Below are 16288 nucleotides of genomic sequence, written 5' to 3' on the forward strand. Positions count from 1 at the left end.
CGAAGCGGAGCCTCGGCCTCTCTCGCCAATGCTGCAAAGTGATCAGGCGACCGTGACCGGAACTTCGGTCGAGGTGCGCATGGCGTGGCTGTAAGGGCAAACGATGTGGGCTGCGGCTGCAAGCTTTTCGGCGGTTTCGCGGTCGACGCCCGGGATGTTGACGGTCAGCGCAACTTCGATGCCGAAGCCGCTGCCATCTTCACGCGGGCCGATGCCGACGGTTGCAGAAACCGTGGTTTCCTCGGGAATCTTGACCTTTTCCTTGCCGGCCACAAATTTCAGAGCACCGAGGAAGCAGGCCGAATAGCCGGCCGCGAAGAGCTGTTCGGGATTGGTGCCGGTTGCGCCGTCGCCGCCGAGCTCTTTCGGCACAGTCAGCGTGACGTCGAGAACGCCGTTTTCAGAGACGGCGCGGCCTGCGCGGCCACCAGTGGCGGAAGCTTTGGTCGTATAGAGAATAGGCATGACAATCTCCTTTGGTTGGCCCCGTTCGTTCGGGCTGGACTTTTAATATCGCGCAATTAAATTGTACGCAAGTGAATTTTGCAAATTGCATTCGGAATTTGAAAAGAGGACAATGAAGACCTCTAGGGAAGGCAGATATGAGAACGAGAACGGCGAAAGTGATGGAAATACCGGAAGAGGAAAAGCGGCTGGAGAAGCAGCTCTGTTTCGCAGTCTATGCGACGGCGCATGCCTTCACCCGGGCTTACAAGCCAATACTCGACAGGGTAGGCCTCACTTATCCGCAATATATCGTCATGCTGGTGCTCTGGGAAAAAGCCGAGCTGCCGGTCAAGACGATCGGCGAGCAGCTCGATCTCGATTCAGGCACGCTCTCCCCTCTCCTCAAGCGGCTGGAGCAGAGTGGCCTCATCAAGCGCGCCCGCGATTCCCGCGACGAGCGGCAGGTTATCGTGTCGTTGACGCCGAAAGGTCAGGCGATGAAGGGCGAGGTCAATACGATCATGTCTTCGATCGGCGAAGCAATCGGCTGCACGCTGGAAGAAATGGGCGCCATGCGCGACATGCTGACCCGGCTGCGGGCAAATCTCAATGCCAGCGTATAGAAGGCCACAGGTTCGATTAGAAACCCAAAGAGGATGCCCGCGCCAGGCCGACGCGGGCAATTTGCGTTATTCCGCAGCCTGATAGGCCTCGGACCGAAGCGTTGCGGTCTTCGGGCCAACGGCGGCCAAAAGAGTGATCAGAACGGCCAGCAAGGCCACGAAAACGATGCCGCCAACATAGGGATCCCAGCCGAAATGCGGGGCTGCGGCGAAGATTGCGGACGCAGCCGCCAGCACGATGCCGCCGCCGATCTGGAAAGCAGCAAAGAGCAGGCCGGAGGCAAGACCGGACTTGTCTTCTTCGACATCGGAGAGCGCGGCAACCTGAATTGACGGATAGGTCATCGCATAACCGAGACCGAGCGGGATCTGGTTGAGAGCAACCAGAATGGTCGGATCAATACGGCCGACCAACGCCACCCAGATGATATAGCTTGCCGCCTGCAGACCGACGCCGACGGCCATCAGCGCCGTAGTGCCGCGGTTCTGGGCCAATGCGGCAAAGCGCGGCGCGAGGAACATCACCGCCACGCCACCGAAGGCGAAGCAGAAGCCGGTGGCGAAGGGCGACCAGCCGACGACATCCTGATAGTAAAGCGTCGCGATGAACTGGAAGCCGACATAGGCGCCCTGGAACAGCGCGGCGATGAGATTGGCATGGCTGAGCTTTGCCCTGCGGAAGATGTGCAGGGGCACCATGGGATCGGCATGGCGCGATTCCACGATCAGGAAGAGCGCAACCAACACTACGGACGCGACGAGCGAACCCCAGGTGAAGAAATCGTTCCAGCCGGCCGCCGCGGCATTGGTAATGCCGAAGACGAAGAGCAGCAGGCCGGGCGTGATCGTCAGCGCGCCCGCCCAGTCGAAATGCTTGCGCCCCTCGCCGCGGCGTTCATCCGCGGGCAGAACGAAAGGGGCGATGGCGAGCGTGAGGATCGCGACCGGAGCGCCCATGACGAGCGTCGCGCGCCAACTGAAGACGGTGGCCGCACCACCAAGCACCATGCCGAGCACGAAGCCGGTGGCACCTGTCGACGCGAAGACGCCGAGTGCCTTTGCCCGCTTCTCGCCTTCTCCGAAGACGGAGAGCAGCAAAGCGAGCGCGGCTGGCGCCGTGAAAGCTGCGGCGATGCCCTTGACCAGGCGGGCAGCGATCAGCGTCGGGCCGCTGTCGACGAAGCCGCCCGCAATGCTGGCGGCCGCGAAGATACCAAGCGACCAGAGGAAAACGCGGCGGTGGCCGAAGAGGTCGGCGACACGGCCGCCGAGCAGCAGGAAGCCGCCATAACCCAGAACATAGGCGCTGACGGCCCATTGAAGCGAGGTTGCCGGCATACCAAGTTCGGTCTGGATGGCAGGCAGGGCGACACCGATGGTGGAAACATCCATGGCGTCAAGGAAGTTCGCAGCGCAAAGCAGCAGCAACGCCAGGCCGGCTCCGCGTGGAGATGGGGAATTGGTCATCGATCTCAGTTCCTTTTTGGCTGCCGCCTTTGGGAGGCTTGTTGGCGGCAGGGAACGAGAAAATGTACAGCTTCAAACCCCATTGCAAATTGATAGTAACCATGTCAGGTATTACTCATAATGATGAATGATGCTGTCCTTCGTAAAATCGACCTGAATCTCCTGCTCGCTTTCTCGGTGCTGATGCAGGAGCGCAATGTCAGCCGCGCGGCCGAAAGGCTGCTGCTCGGCCAGCCCGGGCTATCGGCTGCGCTGAAGCGGCTGCGCGAGGCGCTGGACGACGAACTCTTCGTTCGCGTCGGCCGCGGCCTGCAGCCGACGGCGCGGGCGCTCGCCATCGCACCGGCGATCGAGGATGCGCTGTCAGGTATCGAACGGGCCATCCGTCCGCCCCTGAGTTTCGATCCGTCGACCTGGCAGGGCGAATTCCGTGTCGGCATGTGCGACAATCTGGAGACGGCCTTCTTCGGCCCCTTGATCGCACGGCTGCGCCAGCTTGCGCCGGGTGCGCGGCTGGTCGGCGTTGCCGCCGACAAGCGCGACGCGGCGCAGATGCTCGATGATGGCGCGTTCGAATTCAGCATCTCCGTTCATGGAGAGCCCGCGTCCTGGCATATCCGTAAGCCGCTTTTCGAGCAGTGTTCGATTGCCATTTACGATCCGCAGCAATTGAAGCTGAAGCCGCCGCTCAGCATAGAGGATTTCACTGCCGCACCGCACATTGCCATTTCCTTCGTCGGCAGCGTGACGACGGCGGTCGACGCCGCGCTCAACAAGCTGGGGCTGAGCCGCAATGTAGTGGCGACAGTTCCGCGCTATTCGGCCTTGCCGCCGGCGCTGAGAGCCATGCCGTCGATCGCCATCGTGCCGGAATCACTTGGCCGCTGCATGGCGAAGCTCCATGATCTCGAGGTGTCGATGCCGCCGATCGATCTGCCGGCTGACCCGGTGTCGATGCTGTACCGGCGAGTGGATAGGGCGGATGAGCGGGCGTCGTGGTTCCGACGGTTGTTTGTGGAAGTGGCGGATGAGGCGCTGCTCGCTTCGGGGTGCAAGGCGGGGATTTGCGCTGAGGCGGCTTGATTTGATCTCGAAGCCAAACAAAAAAGCCGCGCGTTTGACGAGCGGCTTTTTTGTTTTTGGGTTGGCACCCTTCGGCCCTGCGCTTGCGCTTCGGGCGTTCGTCTCTGCAATCGATTCACGGGATCGATTGCTCGGGCTTCGCCCGACCGCTCCGGCCCTGCGCTTACGCTTCGGGCGTTCGTCGTTACAATCGATTCACTGGATCGATTGTTGCCGCTGCGCGGCATCACTCCTCACTGCCAAACAACAATGGGTGTCTTGTTCGGAACGCGGTCGTAGAGGTCGATAATGTCCTGGTTGAGCAGGCGCACGCAGCCGGACGAGACGGCCTTGCCGATGGAGCGCCATTCCGGATTCCCATGCAGACGGTAGAGCGTGTCTTCGCCATTCGAGAAGATGTAGAGCGCGCGTGCACCGAGCGGGTTCAGGAGACCGGGCTCCATGCCGCCACGATCGATCGAATATTTCGCAAGTTCCGGCTGACGGGCGACCATCTCATTCGGCGGCTTCCAGCGTGGCCATTTCTGCTTCCACTGGATGACGCCGCTGCCCGACCATGCGAAACCTTCGCGGCCGATGCCGACGCCGTAGCGCATCGCCATGCCGCCGGGCTCGACGAGATAGAGGAAGCGCGAGGGCGTATCGACGACGATGGTGCCTGGCGGCTGGCCCGTCGGGTCTACGACCTGCTGGCGATAGTAGCGCGGATCGATCTGCTGGTAGGGAACGGCGGGGATGAGGAAGCCGCCATCTTCAATCGGGCCGTACATGACGGCAAGTTCTGCTTCGCTGGGCACGCTCGTCGTCTGGAACGGGCGGAAGGGCGAACGGTAGCTGATCGTCATGCCGCCATTTTCGACCGTATTCGAAGTGGAGGCACAGCCTGCCAGCGCAGAAGCCGCTGTCAGAGCCGAAAAGGAAAGAAAGCGACGACGGGAGAGAGGGTTATCGAGGCTCATGACGCGGGACTGATTTCCTTCGTGATGCGGGGTTCGCCATAAACGCAGCTTGCCCCTGATTCGTCCAATGCCGATATCGACTACAGCGGCGCGCGTCTTCAGACGCGCAAAAGGACGCTGCAGCACTTTAAACTGCTGCATAATTTTATCCTTAAAGCGATTCCGGTCTAAGGAATTATGCAGCAGTAAAAATCTATCGGCTTATGCTGAATAAACCATAGCATCACGCAGACGTGTCCCGCTGCGGGCAGACGATCTCGCCAGTCCTGTTGCAGCTCTACATCACAACGATCTCGGACTTGGCCGGCACGCGGTCATAGAGGTCGACCACATCCTGATTGAGCATGCGGACGCAGCCGGAGGAGACGGCCTTGCCGACAGACTGCCAATCGGGCGTGCCATGGATGCGATAGAGCGTGTCCTGGCCGTTCTTGAAAATATACAGGGCGCGGGCGCCGAGCGGATTTGCGAGGCCCGGATTCATGCCGCCGTTTGCCGCAGAGAAGGGACGGACTTCCGGCTGGCGCGACACCATTTCGACCGGCGGCGTCCAGCGCGGCCACTTCTGCTTCCACTGAATGACGCCACGGCCCTTCCAGGAATAGCCTTCGCGGCCGAGCCCGACGCCATAGCGCATCGCCTTGCCATTGCCTTCGACGAAATAGAGGAAGCGATCCTTGGTATCGACGACGATCGTGCCGGGGCGCTCGTTGGTCTGGTAATCGACCTCCTGACGCAAATATTCCGGCTGGATGCGGCTGGTGGGGATGGCCGGCAGTGTAAAATCGCCGTCCCTGACCTGACCGTACCGGTCCATATCGAGGTGCAGCGGATTGCTGACCGGCAGACCGTAGGTCTGATGGAACTGCGTCTTGTAGAGTTCGCGCGTCTGCGGCACCGGCTGATCGGGTATCGGCTTGACGCGGCGCGGATCGACACCCGGCGGCTCGTAGAAGACCGGCGAGATTTCCTGCACGAAGCGCGCCGGGGAATCGGCTGCGACATCGGGAACGAGGATGTTGCAGCCGCTGAGCGTCATTGCGGCAGCCGCAAGCCCGGCAAACGGCAAAGCCTGGCGCAGAAAATTCATGAAACCACCCTCATCAGCAATCGTCGAACAGCATTACCTGTCTACAGAATGGCATTCGCGGCTGGCGCGAGGCTGGTGCAGAGGCCAAAATACCCCCGATAGCAGCGGATGCAGGCGCTTCCAGACCTGCATCCCGCGACAGTCAGGCCGCAATGCTGCGGAAGAAATGCATGCTCTGTTCGATCTCGTCCGGCAGCGCCGACGTGTGGTTGCCGTCGACCGTATCGGCTTCGATATGCGTACCGGCCGCACGGGCGCGCGAAACGAGCAGATCGGCCCGGTCGTTCAAATGCGCTTCTTCCGTGCCGTGCAACACGCGGACGGGGCATTTGAAACTGTGCGCGTAGCAGAGAGCCGTGCGCACCTCGAACTCATGCTCGTTGGAATCGTCGAAGCGAATATCTTCGGGGTAGCGGCTGAAAAAGCGAAAGGCATCCGCGTTACCCGATATCGGCACGGCCGCCCGGAACTGACGCGTGCTCATGGCCGTCAACATGGTCAGCGTGCCGCCGATACTATGGCCGGCGATGAACAGCCGCTCGGGGTCGATACCCGGCAGGTGGCGCAGGCGCTCGGTCGCGGCCAGAACGTCGTCCACCTCGTCATAGAAGCCGGAAAAATTGCCCATCTGACCATTTTCGCCACGCACAGACGGCATCATCACGACATAACCGGCATCCACGTAGGGCTTCATGAGCTGCCAATGGCCTTTGCCCATGGCATTGCCGCCGTGGAGGAAGAGTATGCCGGGCTTAGGTCTGCGTTCGCGCTTGTATTTCGAAACCCAGGCGGTCAATTCCAGCTCGCCGCCATATCCGGACCGGTAGAAGATCCTGTCGGCATCAGCAGGGGCCGTCAGCGGCTCGTATTTGTCCGGGGCAGGCCCCTTCTGAAGCAGCTTGGTGCGGAAGTGATGACGAACACCGGCATAATCGTGCTTGGCGAGCCTTGGGACGTCGGGAACATCGAAGGCGTTCGCGAGGCGCGGCAACAATAGCGAGCCGGCAATGCCTGCAAGCAGGCCGCGGCGCTGGCGGAAAAAGGCGTTTCGTTCTTGCGAGCTCATATGCGGCACCCATCATTTCCCCGGCGGGAAAAATCTGCACTGCAAGCGCGTTGTCGCCAATACACATGCTGTTGAAAAGGAGGGGCTGCGTCATTGTTGCGCAGGCAGATGTCATCATTCTGCCTTGGCATCGATCATAGCAATGAGCGTGCGCAGCCGATCGGCCTCATAGGAGGGTTTGTCTGGGCGCAATCTCGCGATGCGAGGAAAGCGCATGGCAACGCCTGACTTGTGGCGAGTCGAACGATTGATTCCCTCGAAGGCGACTTCCACCACGAAGCCGAAATCCTTATCGGCCCGCACTGCTCTCACGGGGCCGAAGCGTTCCGTCGTATTGTTGCGCACGAACTTGTCCAGCACTTCGAGCTCGGCATCGGTGAAGCCGAAATAGGCCTTACCGACGGGAACGAGCTGTTCGCCGTCCTCCCCTTCCGCCCAGACGCCGAAGGTAAAATCCGAATAGTAGCTGGAGCGCTTGCCGTGGCCGCGCTGGGCATACATCAGCACGGCGTCGACATTGTAAGGGTTGCGCTTCCACTTAAACCACGGGCCCTTCATGCGGCCGGCCTGATAGATACTGTCGCGCCGTTTGATCATCACGCCCTCGATGACAGGATCGGGCGGGGCGGCGCGCAGATCATCCAACGCCTTCCAGGTCGAGAAGGGCACCAGCGGCGAGAGATCGAAGCGATCGTGGGGGGCGCGCTCGATAATTTCGGAGAGACGGTCGCGGCGCTCGATATAGCTCTCGCCGCGTACATCCTGCTCGCCGTCGAAAAGCATGTCATAGGCGCGGATGAAAGCCGGATATTCGTCCAGCATTTTTGCCGTCACGGTCTTGCGGTTCAGACGCTGCTGCAGATCGGAAAAGGTGCGGGTCGGATTGTTGGAGCGCGCCGTGCCGCCGACCAGAAGTTCGCCATCGATGACACCGGAAAAGGTGATCGATTCCAGTATATCCGGAAAAGCACCGGAGATATCGTCACCGGAACGGGAATAGATCCTGCGCGTCTCGCCGGAGCGTGACAGCTGAACGCGAATACCGTCCCATTTCCATTCGGCGGCGTAATCGGCAGGATCGAGCGCTTCAAGATCACCCTCCTCCACCGGATTTGCGAGCATGACGGAATGGAAGATGGCGGGCGTAGCAAGCACCGGTTTTTCTTCGCCACCTTCCAACCATTTGAAGAGCGATTCATAGGGCGGCTGCAGGCCATGCCAAAGGGTCTCGATCTCGGTGACATCCTTGCCGCCGAGATCGGCGAGTGCCTGCTTGGCGAGCCGCGCCGAAACGCCGATGCGCAGCGCCCCGGTCGCGAGCTTGATGAAAGCGAAACGGCCGGAGGAATCGAGGCGATCGAGCAGGTCGCGCACGAAGCTGCGTACCTCCGTGCGACCGAGCGAATTCATTTTGACGACCACGTCGCCGAGGCGTGGCTGGGCGAGCGCGGAGCGGTCGATATCGCGCTCGTTGTCCCAGACCAGCGAGATGGTTTCGGCGAGGTCGCCGACATAATCATAGGAATAGCGGAAGAGCACCTCGTCCATGCGTTCCAGCACCAGATCGCGCAACATGGCGGGCTTGACGTCGCGTACTTCGAGCGTGCCTGCAATGGCGGCAAGGCCGTATCCCCGGTCAGGGTCCGGCGTATCGCGGAAATAGTCTGTCAGCAGCTTCAGCTTGCCGTTGCGGCTGGGGGTCAGGACCAGACGGTCGAGCAGGTCGGCGAAGGCTTTCATGGCGAGCCTCCTGCCCTTCTCCCCGCTGGGGAGAAGATAGCCCGAAGGGTCGGATGAAGGTGCCTCCGGCGCCGGACGTGAATTGCTACTGCAACAGCTAGCTCTTGCTTTGTAGCCCCCTCATCCGGCTGCCGCCACCTTCTCCCCGCTGGGGAGAAGGGATGTTTGGTCGGCCCTCCAAACTTTTCGCTCGATGGAAAAGTCCCCTCCCCAACCCCTCCCCACAAGGGGGAGGGGCTACGATGCCGCTCCCTTCTGCCCCTAAACCTCGTTGCTGCTCGCGGGATGGCTGGAAGTGAAATGCGGAGGGCACGGCACGAAAGCCCCTCCCCCTTGTGGGGAGGGGTTGGGGAGGGGTTTTCAGCCACAAACGCCATCCTCAATCCCCCTCATCCTCATAGCCGACAAGATGCAGCGGCTTGGCCTTAATGCCCTGCAGTTCGCACCAGCGCACCAGCGCCTCCTCGCGGCCATGGGTGACCCAGACTTCCTGCGGAGCAAGCTCAGTGATGGTCTCGGTCAGTTCCGGCCAGTCGCAATGGTCAGAGATGACGAGCGGCAGTTCGACGCCGAGCTGTTTGGCGCGCTGGCGCACCATCATCCAGCCGGAAGCGAAGGACGGCAACGGATCGTTGAAACGGCGCGCCCAGCGATCGGCGAAAGCCGAGGATGGGCCGACAACCACAGCGCCCTTGAAGATGGACTTGTCGCGGCTTTCGATGGTAGCGGGCAGGAGTTCGCCGAGATCGACGCCCTCGCTCACATAATAGTCGCAGAGCCTTTCCATCGCACCATGGATATAGATCGGCTCGCCATAACCGGCATCACGCAGCAGGCGAATGACGCGTTGCGCCTTGCCGAGCGCATAGGCGCCAACGAGATGCGTCCGCTCGGGAAACTGCCGCAACGAGGCGAGCAGCTTGCCAGTCTCGTCGATCGGGTCGGGATGGTGGAATACCGGCAGGCCGAAGGTCGCCTCCGTGATGAAGACATCGCAGGGTACCGGCACATAGGCCTCGCAGGTCGGGTCCTGACGGCGCTTGTAGTCACCTGACACGACAATGCGCGTGCCATCCTTCTCTATGGCGATCTGGGCGGAGCCGAGCACATGGCCGGCGGGGTGAAAGCTCACGTTCACGCCGTTGACTACCAACTCCTCTCCGAAAGTGACCGGCTGCTCGCTGACGCAGAAGCCATCACCGTAACGTATGCGCATGATGTCGAGCGTCTGGCGGGTGGCGAGCACGTTCACGTGGCCCGCACGGGCATGGTCGGAATGGCCATGGGTGATCAAGGCCCGCTCCACCGGTCGCACCGGATCGACATAGAAGCCGCCTTCCGGGCAATAGAGCCCTTCGGGGGTGGGATAGAGCAGGGCGTCAGGTCTCATGGCAGCAAAGATAGTGGGAATTGCGTTTTGCGCCAGAGGGATACTCGGTGGCAAATTTGCGGGCGAAGCCGTGCCACGCGGCCCGTCCATTGCATCCTTCTGCAACGCCGATTAGCTTCGCCCGCGCTGCAGCAAAGCAAATGAGAGACGCATGCGGACTGTTTTCGGATACGGACTACTGGCATTCGGGCTGATGCTGCCCGCCGCGGCCTCGGCAACCGACTGGCAGCCGAGTGAAGAAGTGAAGGCTTACGCGATCTCCGGCCGCACCGGCATGGAGCTCTATCGATCGATCGGCGAACGCGGGCCGCAGGTCGGTCTGGGTCGCGTCATCGCGCATACGACCTTCAAGCTGACCTGGACACGCAAATACGAGCAGCAAGGCAGCGCCTGCACACTGACATCAGCAAAGCCGAAGCTCATTATCATCTACACGCTGCCGCAAGCCCCGAACAATCTGCCGGCAGCCACCAAGACAAGCTGGGAGAGCTTCATTGCAGGCGTGCGCACGCATGAGCGCTGGCATGGCGAGACGATCATCGAAATGGTCAAGGAGATCGAGACCCTGAGTAACGGCTTCTCCGTGCCTGATGATCCCGGCTGCAAGAAGATCAGGCCTGCACTGACGGTACGGCTCGGAGAGCTCTCCAACAGGCAGCGCCAGCGCGGCCGGGATTTCGACCGCGTGGAAATGAGCGAGGGCGGCAATATCCAGCAGCTGATCCTGAAGCTGGTGAACGGCCCCTGACGGGCTCAGAGCGCGGCGAGGAAGGCGTCGACGCGGCTCCAGGTGGCCTCGGAAGCCTTGGCCTCGTAATCGGGCAGCGACGGATCGGTATAGAGATGGCCAACGCCGGGATAGAGGAACATCTCGAGGCCGATGTTGGCTCTTGCGGCATGCGCACGCCACGGAGTCACCTCGTCCGCCGGCGTGAACTCGTCGGGCTCTGCCAGATGGACCTGAAGGGGAATGCCCTCGCGCGCATTGGTCGGAATTTCTGCGATACCATGCAGCAAGAGAATGCCGGCCGCTTGCGGTCGGCCTGGCCAGAGGCTTGCGGCTACGCCTGCGCCCATGGAGAAGCCGCCGAGGACGGCCGATGCCGGCAAGTCGGCGACCGCCATTTCGGCGCGTCTGCAAAGTTCGGCCCAGCCAATCTCTTTCTTGAGGGCAAAGCCTTCTTCGAGGGTGCGCCCTACCCTGCCGCCGTAGAGATCGGGCGTTACGACATGATGGCCGGCCGCGCGCAGGCGCGCCGCGGTATCCCGTTCAAGGGACCGCAATCCGTAGACCGAGTGGAAAAGTGCAATCGCTGCCATCGCTAGCTCCCTGCTTTGCGGGACCAACATACGGTTTCTACAACGTGAAGGCGAGCTTTAACCCATAAAAGCCCCAAATGAGCCAAAAAACCACCGGAATCGCTCTCTAGCCATTGTCGAGGCACGGCCGGAGGGGATGATGGGACGGAAGCTCAAATATGCGGGCGCGGCAATTCTCGCATTTGCCGCCGCCGTTTATCTCAACAATACCAGTTTTTTAGCCAAACATCGCGAGGGCAAGCCACTGCTTCTGGCCCATCGCGGCATTGCCCAGCGCTTCGACGAGACGGACCTCAAGAACGACACCTGCACGGCCGCGCGCATGCTGCCGCCAAAGCACGACTATCTGGAGAATACGATCCGCTCCATGCAGGCGGGTTTCGATGCGGGTGCCGACATGGTGGAGGTCGATGTGCACCCCACGACGGACGGGCAGTTCGCCGTCTTCCATGACTGGACGCTCGATTGCCGGACCGATGGGCATGGCGTGACACGGGAGCATTCCATGGCCGAGATGAAGATGCTCGATATCGGCTATGGCTATACCGCCGATGACGGCAAGACATTTCCTTTTCGCGGCAAGGGTATCGGCCTGATGCCGACCCTTGAGGAGGTGCTTTCCGCCTTTCCAGATAAACATCTGCTCATCAATGTGAAGAGCCGCGACCCTTCCGAGGGCGAAAAGCTCGCCGCCGTGCTGAATGGCCTGCCGGCGGAACGGCGCGTCAAGATCATCGTCTATGGCGGCGACGAGCCGATCGACAGAATCAGGCAGCTGGCGCCCGATATCCGCACGGCTTCGCGTGCCAGCCTGATGGGCTGCCTCGCCGGCTATATCGGTTATGGCTGGATAGGTCTTCTGCCGGACGACTGCCGAAATGTGATGATGCTGGTACCGATCAATTACGCGCCCTGGCTGTGGGGCTGGCCTGACAGGTTCCTTAACCGCATGCGGGATGCGAATAGCCAGGTCTTCGTCATCGGTCCCTATCATGGCGGCGGGTTTTCGACCGGTATTGACGATGCCGAACGTTTCGAACAACTGCCGAACAATTATTCCGGCGGCATATGGACAAACGAGATCGAGACGATCGCCGATCTGGTGAACTGATCAGATACCACGCGCCAAAAGCATGACGACGATTTCTTCCGGCGCTACGGGCCTGGAGAAGCGATAGCCCTGCACCTCTTCGCATCTGGCCTGACGCAGGAATTCCAGCTGCGCATCGGTTTCCACGCCTTCGGCGAGGACCGAGAGTTTCAGCGTCTGCGCGAGCGAAATGACGGCCGATGCAATGGCGACGGCGGTCTTATCGGCAGGCAGCGCCTCGACCAGCGAGCGGTCCATCTTCAATCGATCGAATGGGAAGGTCTTCAATGCCGCAAGCGAGGAATAGCCGGAGCCGAAATCGTCGATGGACAGGCGCACGCCGAGGGCACGCAATGACAGCATGATGGAGAGCGCACGGGCAGCATCCTGCATGATGACGCTTTCAGTCACTTCCAGCTCTAACCAGCGCGCATCCAGCCGGTGACGGTCGATTGCTTCGGCGACGTGCGATGCGAAATCCGGATCTGCGAACTGTTTGGGCGAAACGTTGACGGCAATTGTCAGCGGCGTCAGCCCCATGTCCTGCCAGGCGCGGGCCTGGCGACAGGCTTCGTTCAATACCCAGAGGCCGAGCGGCACGATGAGACCGGTCTCTTCCGCAAGCGGAATGAAATTGGCGGGCGGCATCACACCCTTCACCGGATGGTTCCAGCGGACCAGAGCTTCGAGGCCGGTGATGCGGCCGCTCGCGACATCGATCTGTGGCTGGTAGAGCAGGAAGAGCTGGTTGGCGACGATCGCCTGGCGCAGTTCCTCCTCTTCGCTGAGCGGCAGGTCGACGGCATTGCTGACGACGCCGTCGTGGTATTGCAGCGTATTCCGGCCGAGCTGCTTGGCGCGGTACATGGCACGGTCGGCATTGGTGAGCAATTCGTCCGGTGTGGCGCCGTCCCATGGGAAGGCGGCAATGCCGATACTGGAGGTAACGACGATCTCGCCGGCCTCGGAACGGATCGGTCGGGCAATCGTCTTCTGCAATTCCCGAAGGCGTCGCATGATGCCGGCATCGTGGCTGGACTGGTGAACAAGCACGACGAGGAATTCGTCACCGCCGAGCCGCACGACCATATCGGAGGCGCGCACGCAATTTGCCATGCGGGCGGCCGTCTCCTTGAGCACGTCGTCGCCGGCGGCGTGGCCGCTTGTGTCGTTGATTTCCTTGAAATTGTCGAGATCAATATAGGCGACCGTGACCTTGCGGTTGTTACGGCGGGCCTGATCGAGGATCTTCGCCATGCGCTCCTTCAGGAAGGCGCGGTTCGGCAAGCCGGTCAGGTCGTCGTGATGGGCCATGAAATGAATGCGATCATCGACGCGTTTACGCTCGACGGCGATGCCGGCAATGTGAGTGGCGAGTGCCACCAGCTTCATCTCCTGCTCTGTCGGGCGTCGCGGCTCTTTCGAATAGAGCGCGAACGTGCCGAGCACATTTTTTTGCGAGGTACAGATCGGCGTCGACCAGCAGGAGCGGAAGCCGAACTGGCTTACCATCGTCCGGAAATCCTCCCAAAGCGGATCGGTCATGACGTCCTCGACGGTGACCGTTTCGCCGCGCCAGGCTGCCGTGCCGCAGGAGCCGACCTTCGGACCAATCGCGACGCCATCGATCATCCGGCTGTAGGCGCCGGGCAGATTGGGCGCCGCGCCGTGGTAGAGCCGTGTGCCCTCGCTGTCGAGCAGCAACACGGAGCCGGAAATGCCGGTCATCTGGCGCTCGATCATCAACACGAGAGCCTCGAGAATCATCGGCAGCGGTTCGTTGCGGGCGATCATTTCCAGAAGGTTCGCCTGGCCGCGATAGAGCTCTTCCTGTCGCTTGCGCTCGGTTATGTCACGGGACACGCCGATGAGGCCGACCACCTCGCCGCGATCGTTGCGCAGCGGTATCTTGGAGGTCAGGCGACACATCGTGCCGCCATCCGGCAGCAGCACGAGTTCTTCCATGTCGATGCGGGGCTCACCGCTCGACATGATCTCCTGCTCGATATCGAAATATCGGCGGGCCGTCTCGAAATCGAACAGATCGAAGTCACGTTTACCCGCGATCTCGGCAGCGTTCTCCAGTCCGTGGCTGCGCGCCGTCACCGCATTGGCGAAAACGAAGCGGCCGTCTCGATCTTTGACGTAGAGAAAGTCGGGAAGCTCGTGGACGATCGCCTTAAGACGGAGATTCTCTATACCTTCGGAAAGGTGGTGGGCCGTCGCCGCCATCAGGGCTTCGGTGGCCGCCACGATACGCTGTGTCTCAGCACTGAAAGTATCACCAGATTCCCAACGTCCGGCGCCCAATCCATTCATGACGCTGCTCTCCGGCAATCGCAGGCTCTATCCACAAGTCGTAATTGAAACCGCTTTCCAAGATAGCGGCCATTTCCTTCGGGTTGCTTAAATGGGAAGGTGAACAAGACGACAATATTCGAAAAGTTGCGTTCGTTATTCGACCGACGATCATTTTTTCGTTGCGCACATGTGCCGAAAAGAAACACGTCCTCTGGCATAAATCCTGCATGAGATCAGACATGAAGAGGGATTTCAGCAAATTTACCCGTCGAGATATACTTGGTCTGGCCGCGGCCTCCACCGCGGCCGTGATGGCGCCGCGCGCTTTTGCTGCTCCGCTCACCGTGGAGCAGCCCGACCTGCGCGGCTCGATCGATGCGGTACAGTATCGGGCAAATCCTCAAAGCGGCGACAGGAAGAACCGCAATCTGCAGCAGATGATCGAAAAAGCGGCGCGCGACAACGTGCCGGTCTTCCTGCCGCCCGGCACCTACCGCATCTCCAACCTGACGCTGCCGGACAATACGCGCATCACTGGCGTGCCCGGTGCAACGCGGATCATTTATACCGGCGAAGGCCACCTTTTTGCGGCTGAAAACGCCGGCCGTATCGAGCTTTCCAATCTCGTCATCGACGGATCGAACCGATGGCTAGCCGACTATGCCGGCGGCCTCATCCAGTTCACCGGCGTCGGTGAGGTGCTCATCGATAACTGTGTGATTGGCGGCAGCCGCAAACATGCGCTGCAACTCGAACGCTGCGGCGGGCGGATCGAACGCAACACGATTTCCGGCGCCGGACAATCGGCCATCTATGCGGTGGAATCGGCGGGGCTTTCGATATCGGACAATACGGTTTCCGACTGCGGCAATGGCGGCATTCTCGTGCATCGCTGGAAGAAGGCCGACGACGGCACGATCATTTCCGGCAATCGTGTTTCCAATATCCGCGCCAATGATGGAGGTACCGGCGAAAACGGCAACGGCATCAACGTCTTCCGCGCCGATGGGGTGACGGTGACGAACAACCAGATTTCCGACTGCGCCTTTACCGCAGTCCGCGCCAATTCCGGCTCCAACATCCTGATCGGCAACAACCAATGCCGGCGCTCGGGCGAAACGGCAATCTATGTGGAGTTCGAATTTGTCGGCGCCGTCGTGTCAGGCAACATGATCGACGGCGCGGCAAACGGAATCTCCATTGCTAATTTCGACCAGGGCGGCCGACTGGCGAGCGTGACGGGAAATGTCATCCGCAACCTGACGCTGAAAGGGCCTTACAAGCATGAGGTCGGCTTCGGCATCGGCATTGCGGCGGAGGCCGATACGCTCGTATCGGGCAATGTCATCGAGGACGCGCCGCGCTGGGGGCTGCAGATCGGCTGGGGTCCCTATCTGCGTAATGTGGTCGTCAATGGCAATGTGGTGCGCAAATCACCCGTCGGCTGCGCGGTCTCCGTTGCCGAAGGTGCGGGTTCGGCCGTCATCACCGACAACATCTTCCAGGAGATGGGCAAAGGCGCGGTCATGGGCTTCGAGTGGGACAAGCAGGTTTCCGACGAGCTTGCCAGCAGCAGCTCACGCTACGGACAGCTGACCGTCGAGCGAAACCGGATTTCCTGAGCGCTATCAAAAGCTTTCATCGACATATCATCCGCAGGTGCTTTCCTCACGGCTGCGCCGGCCTTAGGGTCTGCGCAGAGGAAAGGGACA

The 16288-nt window shown here is 60.9% G+C and carries 14 protein-coding genes; 5 read left to right on the forward strand and 9 right to left on the reverse strand.

All coding sequences use genetic code 11. The features are described 5' to 3' along the window. Positions 1-42: 42 nt before the first annotated feature. On the reverse strand, positions 43-465 hold the full coding sequence (locus FHX08_RS12270) for an organic hydroperoxide resistance protein (RefSeq protein ID WP_132652167.1): 423 nt from the start codon (positions 463-465) through the stop codon (positions 43-45). A 137-nt stretch (positions 466-602) separates the two neighbouring features. Between FHX08_RS12270 and FHX08_RS12275 the strand changes: the two genes are divergently transcribed. Beyond that, on the forward strand, positions 603-1070 hold the full coding sequence (locus tag FHX08_RS12275) for a MarR family winged helix-turn-helix transcriptional regulator (RefSeq protein ID WP_132652168.1): 468 nt from the start codon (positions 603-605) through the stop codon (positions 1068-1070). Positions 1071-1136: 66 nt separating this feature from the next. Here the strand turns inward: FHX08_RS12275 and FHX08_RS12280 are convergent, their stop codons facing one another. Next, the gene (locus FHX08_RS12280; protein WP_132652170.1) at positions 1137-2537 is read right to left on the reverse strand and encodes an MFS transporter; all 1401 of its coding nucleotides are present in this window, start codon (positions 2535-2537) and stop codon (positions 1137-1139) included. 120 nt (positions 2538-2657) lie between these two features. Here FHX08_RS12280 and FHX08_RS12285 point away from each other — a divergent pair, with 120 nt between their 5' ends. Then, complete coding sequence (locus tag FHX08_RS12285; RefSeq protein ID WP_132652172.1) at positions 2658-3620, forward strand: LysR family transcriptional regulator; 963 nt, start codon at positions 2658-2660, stop codon at positions 3618-3620. Between the two features lie 233 nt (positions 3621-3853). On the opposite strand, the gene FHX08_RS12290 is transcribed toward FHX08_RS12285, so the two are convergent. The 5 genes from FHX08_RS12290 to FHX08_RS12310 all read right to left on the reverse strand — a co-directional run bounded on the left by FHX08_RS12290 (position 3854) and on the right by FHX08_RS12310 (position 9865). Then, a complete protein-coding gene (locus tag FHX08_RS12290; RefSeq protein ID WP_132653199.1) occupies positions 3854-4579 on the reverse strand; it encodes a L,D-transpeptidase in 726 nt (241 codons plus the stop codon). Between the two features lie 277 nt (positions 4580-4856). Next, a complete protein-coding gene (locus FHX08_RS12295; protein ID WP_132652174.1) occupies positions 4857-5669 on the reverse strand; it encodes a L,D-transpeptidase in 813 nt (270 codons plus the stop codon). Between the two features lie 142 nt (positions 5670-5811). Beyond that, on the reverse strand, positions 5812-6735 hold the full coding sequence (locus FHX08_RS12300; protein WP_132652175.1) for a S9 family peptidase: 924 nt from the start codon (positions 6733-6735) through the stop codon (positions 5812-5814). Positions 6736-6849: 114 nt separating this feature from the next. Further along, positions 6850-8475 (reverse strand): cisplatin damage response ATP-dependent DNA ligase, encoded by a 1626-nt coding sequence (locus tag FHX08_RS12305; RefSeq protein ID WP_132652177.1) that lies wholly within the window; start codon positions 8473-8475, stop codon positions 6850-6852. Positions 8476-8854: 379 nt separating this feature from the next. After that, positions 8855-9865, reverse strand: coding sequence for a ligase-associated DNA damage response exonuclease (locus tag FHX08_RS12310; protein WP_132652179.1), 1011 nt, complete (start codon positions 9863-9865; stop codon positions 8855-8857). Positions 9866-10016: 151 nt separating this feature from the next. Between FHX08_RS12310 and FHX08_RS12315 the strand changes: the two genes are divergently transcribed. Further along, on the forward strand, positions 10017-10613 hold the full coding sequence (locus FHX08_RS12315; protein WP_132652181.1) for a DUF922 domain-containing Zn-dependent protease: 597 nt from the start codon (positions 10017-10019) through the stop codon (positions 10611-10613). 5 nt (positions 10614-10618) lie between these two features. Here the strand turns inward: FHX08_RS12315 and FHX08_RS12320 are convergent, their stop codons facing one another. Further along, positions 10619-11185, reverse strand: coding sequence for a dienelactone hydrolase family protein (locus FHX08_RS12320; protein WP_132652183.1), 567 nt, complete (start codon positions 11183-11185; stop codon positions 10619-10621). Positions 11186-11324: 139 nt separating this feature from the next. Here FHX08_RS12320 and FHX08_RS12325 point away from each other — a divergent pair, with 139 nt between their 5' ends. Then, entirely contained in the window at positions 11325-12296 is a 972-nt protein-coding gene (locus FHX08_RS12325; protein ID WP_132653200.1) for a glycerophosphodiester phosphodiesterase family protein, read from the forward strand. On the opposite strand, the gene FHX08_RS12330 is transcribed toward FHX08_RS12325, so the two are convergent. Continuing rightward, the gene (locus tag FHX08_RS12330) at positions 12297-14594 is read right to left on the reverse strand and encodes a putative bifunctional diguanylate cyclase/phosphodiesterase (RefSeq protein WP_132652184.1); all 2298 of its coding nucleotides are present in this window, start codon (positions 14592-14594) and stop codon (positions 12297-12299) included. Positions 14595-14815: 221 nt separating this feature from the next. Here FHX08_RS12330 and FHX08_RS12335 point away from each other — a divergent pair, with 221 nt between their 5' ends. Further along, complete coding sequence (locus FHX08_RS12335; RefSeq protein ID WP_132652186.1) at positions 14816-16198, forward strand: TIGR03808 family TAT-translocated repetitive protein; 1383 nt, start codon at positions 14816-14818, stop codon at positions 16196-16198. Positions 16199-16288: the final 90 nt, after the last annotated feature.

The organism is Rhizobium sp. BK529 (assembly GCF_014194105.1).
Classification (GTDB): Bacteria; Pseudomonadota; Alphaproteobacteria; order Rhizobiales; family Rhizobiaceae; genus Rhizobium.

Coding starts and splice junctions, on each gene's coding strand:
- FHX08_RS12270 (WP_132652167.1), bottom strand. CDS start 465: ATGCCTATTCTCTATACGACCAAAGCTTCCGCCACTGGTGGCCGCGCA.
- FHX08_RS12275 (WP_132652168.1), top strand. CDS start 603: ATGAGAACGAGAACGGCGAAAGTGATGGAAATACCGGAAGAGGAAAAG.
- FHX08_RS12280 (WP_132652170.1), bottom strand. CDS start 2,537: ATGACCAATTCCCCATCTCCACGCGGAGCCGGCCTGGCGTTGCTGCTG.
- FHX08_RS12285 (WP_132652172.1), top strand. CDS start 2,658: ATGATGAATGATGCTGTCCTTCGTAAAATCGACCTGAATCTCCTGCTC.
- FHX08_RS12290 (WP_132653199.1), bottom strand. CDS start 4,579: ATGAGCCTCGATAACCCTCTCTCCCGTCGTCGCTTTCTTTCCTTTTCG.
- FHX08_RS12295 (WP_132652174.1), bottom strand. CDS start 5,669: ATGAATTTTCTGCGCCAGGCTTTGCCGTTTGCCGGGCTTGCGGCTGCC.
- FHX08_RS12300 (WP_132652175.1), bottom strand. CDS start 6,735: ATGAGCTCGCAAGAACGAAACGCCTTTTTCCGCCAGCGCCGCGGCCTG.
- FHX08_RS12305 (WP_132652177.1), bottom strand. CDS start 8,475: ATGAAAGCCTTCGCCGACCTGCTCGACCGTCTGGTCCTGACCCCCAGC.
- FHX08_RS12310 (WP_132652179.1), bottom strand. CDS start 9,865: ATGAGACCTGACGCCCTGCTCTATCCCACCCCCGAAGGGCTCTATTGC.
- FHX08_RS12315 (WP_132652181.1), top strand. CDS start 10,017: ATGCGGACTGTTTTCGGATACGGACTACTGGCATTCGGGCTGATGCTG.
- FHX08_RS12320 (WP_132652183.1), bottom strand. CDS start 11,185: ATGGCAGCGATTGCACTTTTCCACTCGGTCTACGGATTGCGGTCCCTT.
- FHX08_RS12325 (WP_132653200.1), top strand. CDS start 11,325: ATGGGACGGAAGCTCAAATATGCGGGCGCGGCAATTCTCGCATTTGCC.
- FHX08_RS12330 (WP_132652184.1), bottom strand. CDS start 14,594: ATGAATGGATTGGGCGCCGGACGTTGGGAATCTGGTGATACTTTCAGT.
- FHX08_RS12335 (WP_132652186.1), top strand. CDS start 14,816: ATGAAGAGGGATTTCAGCAAATTTACCCGTCGAGATATACTTGGTCTG.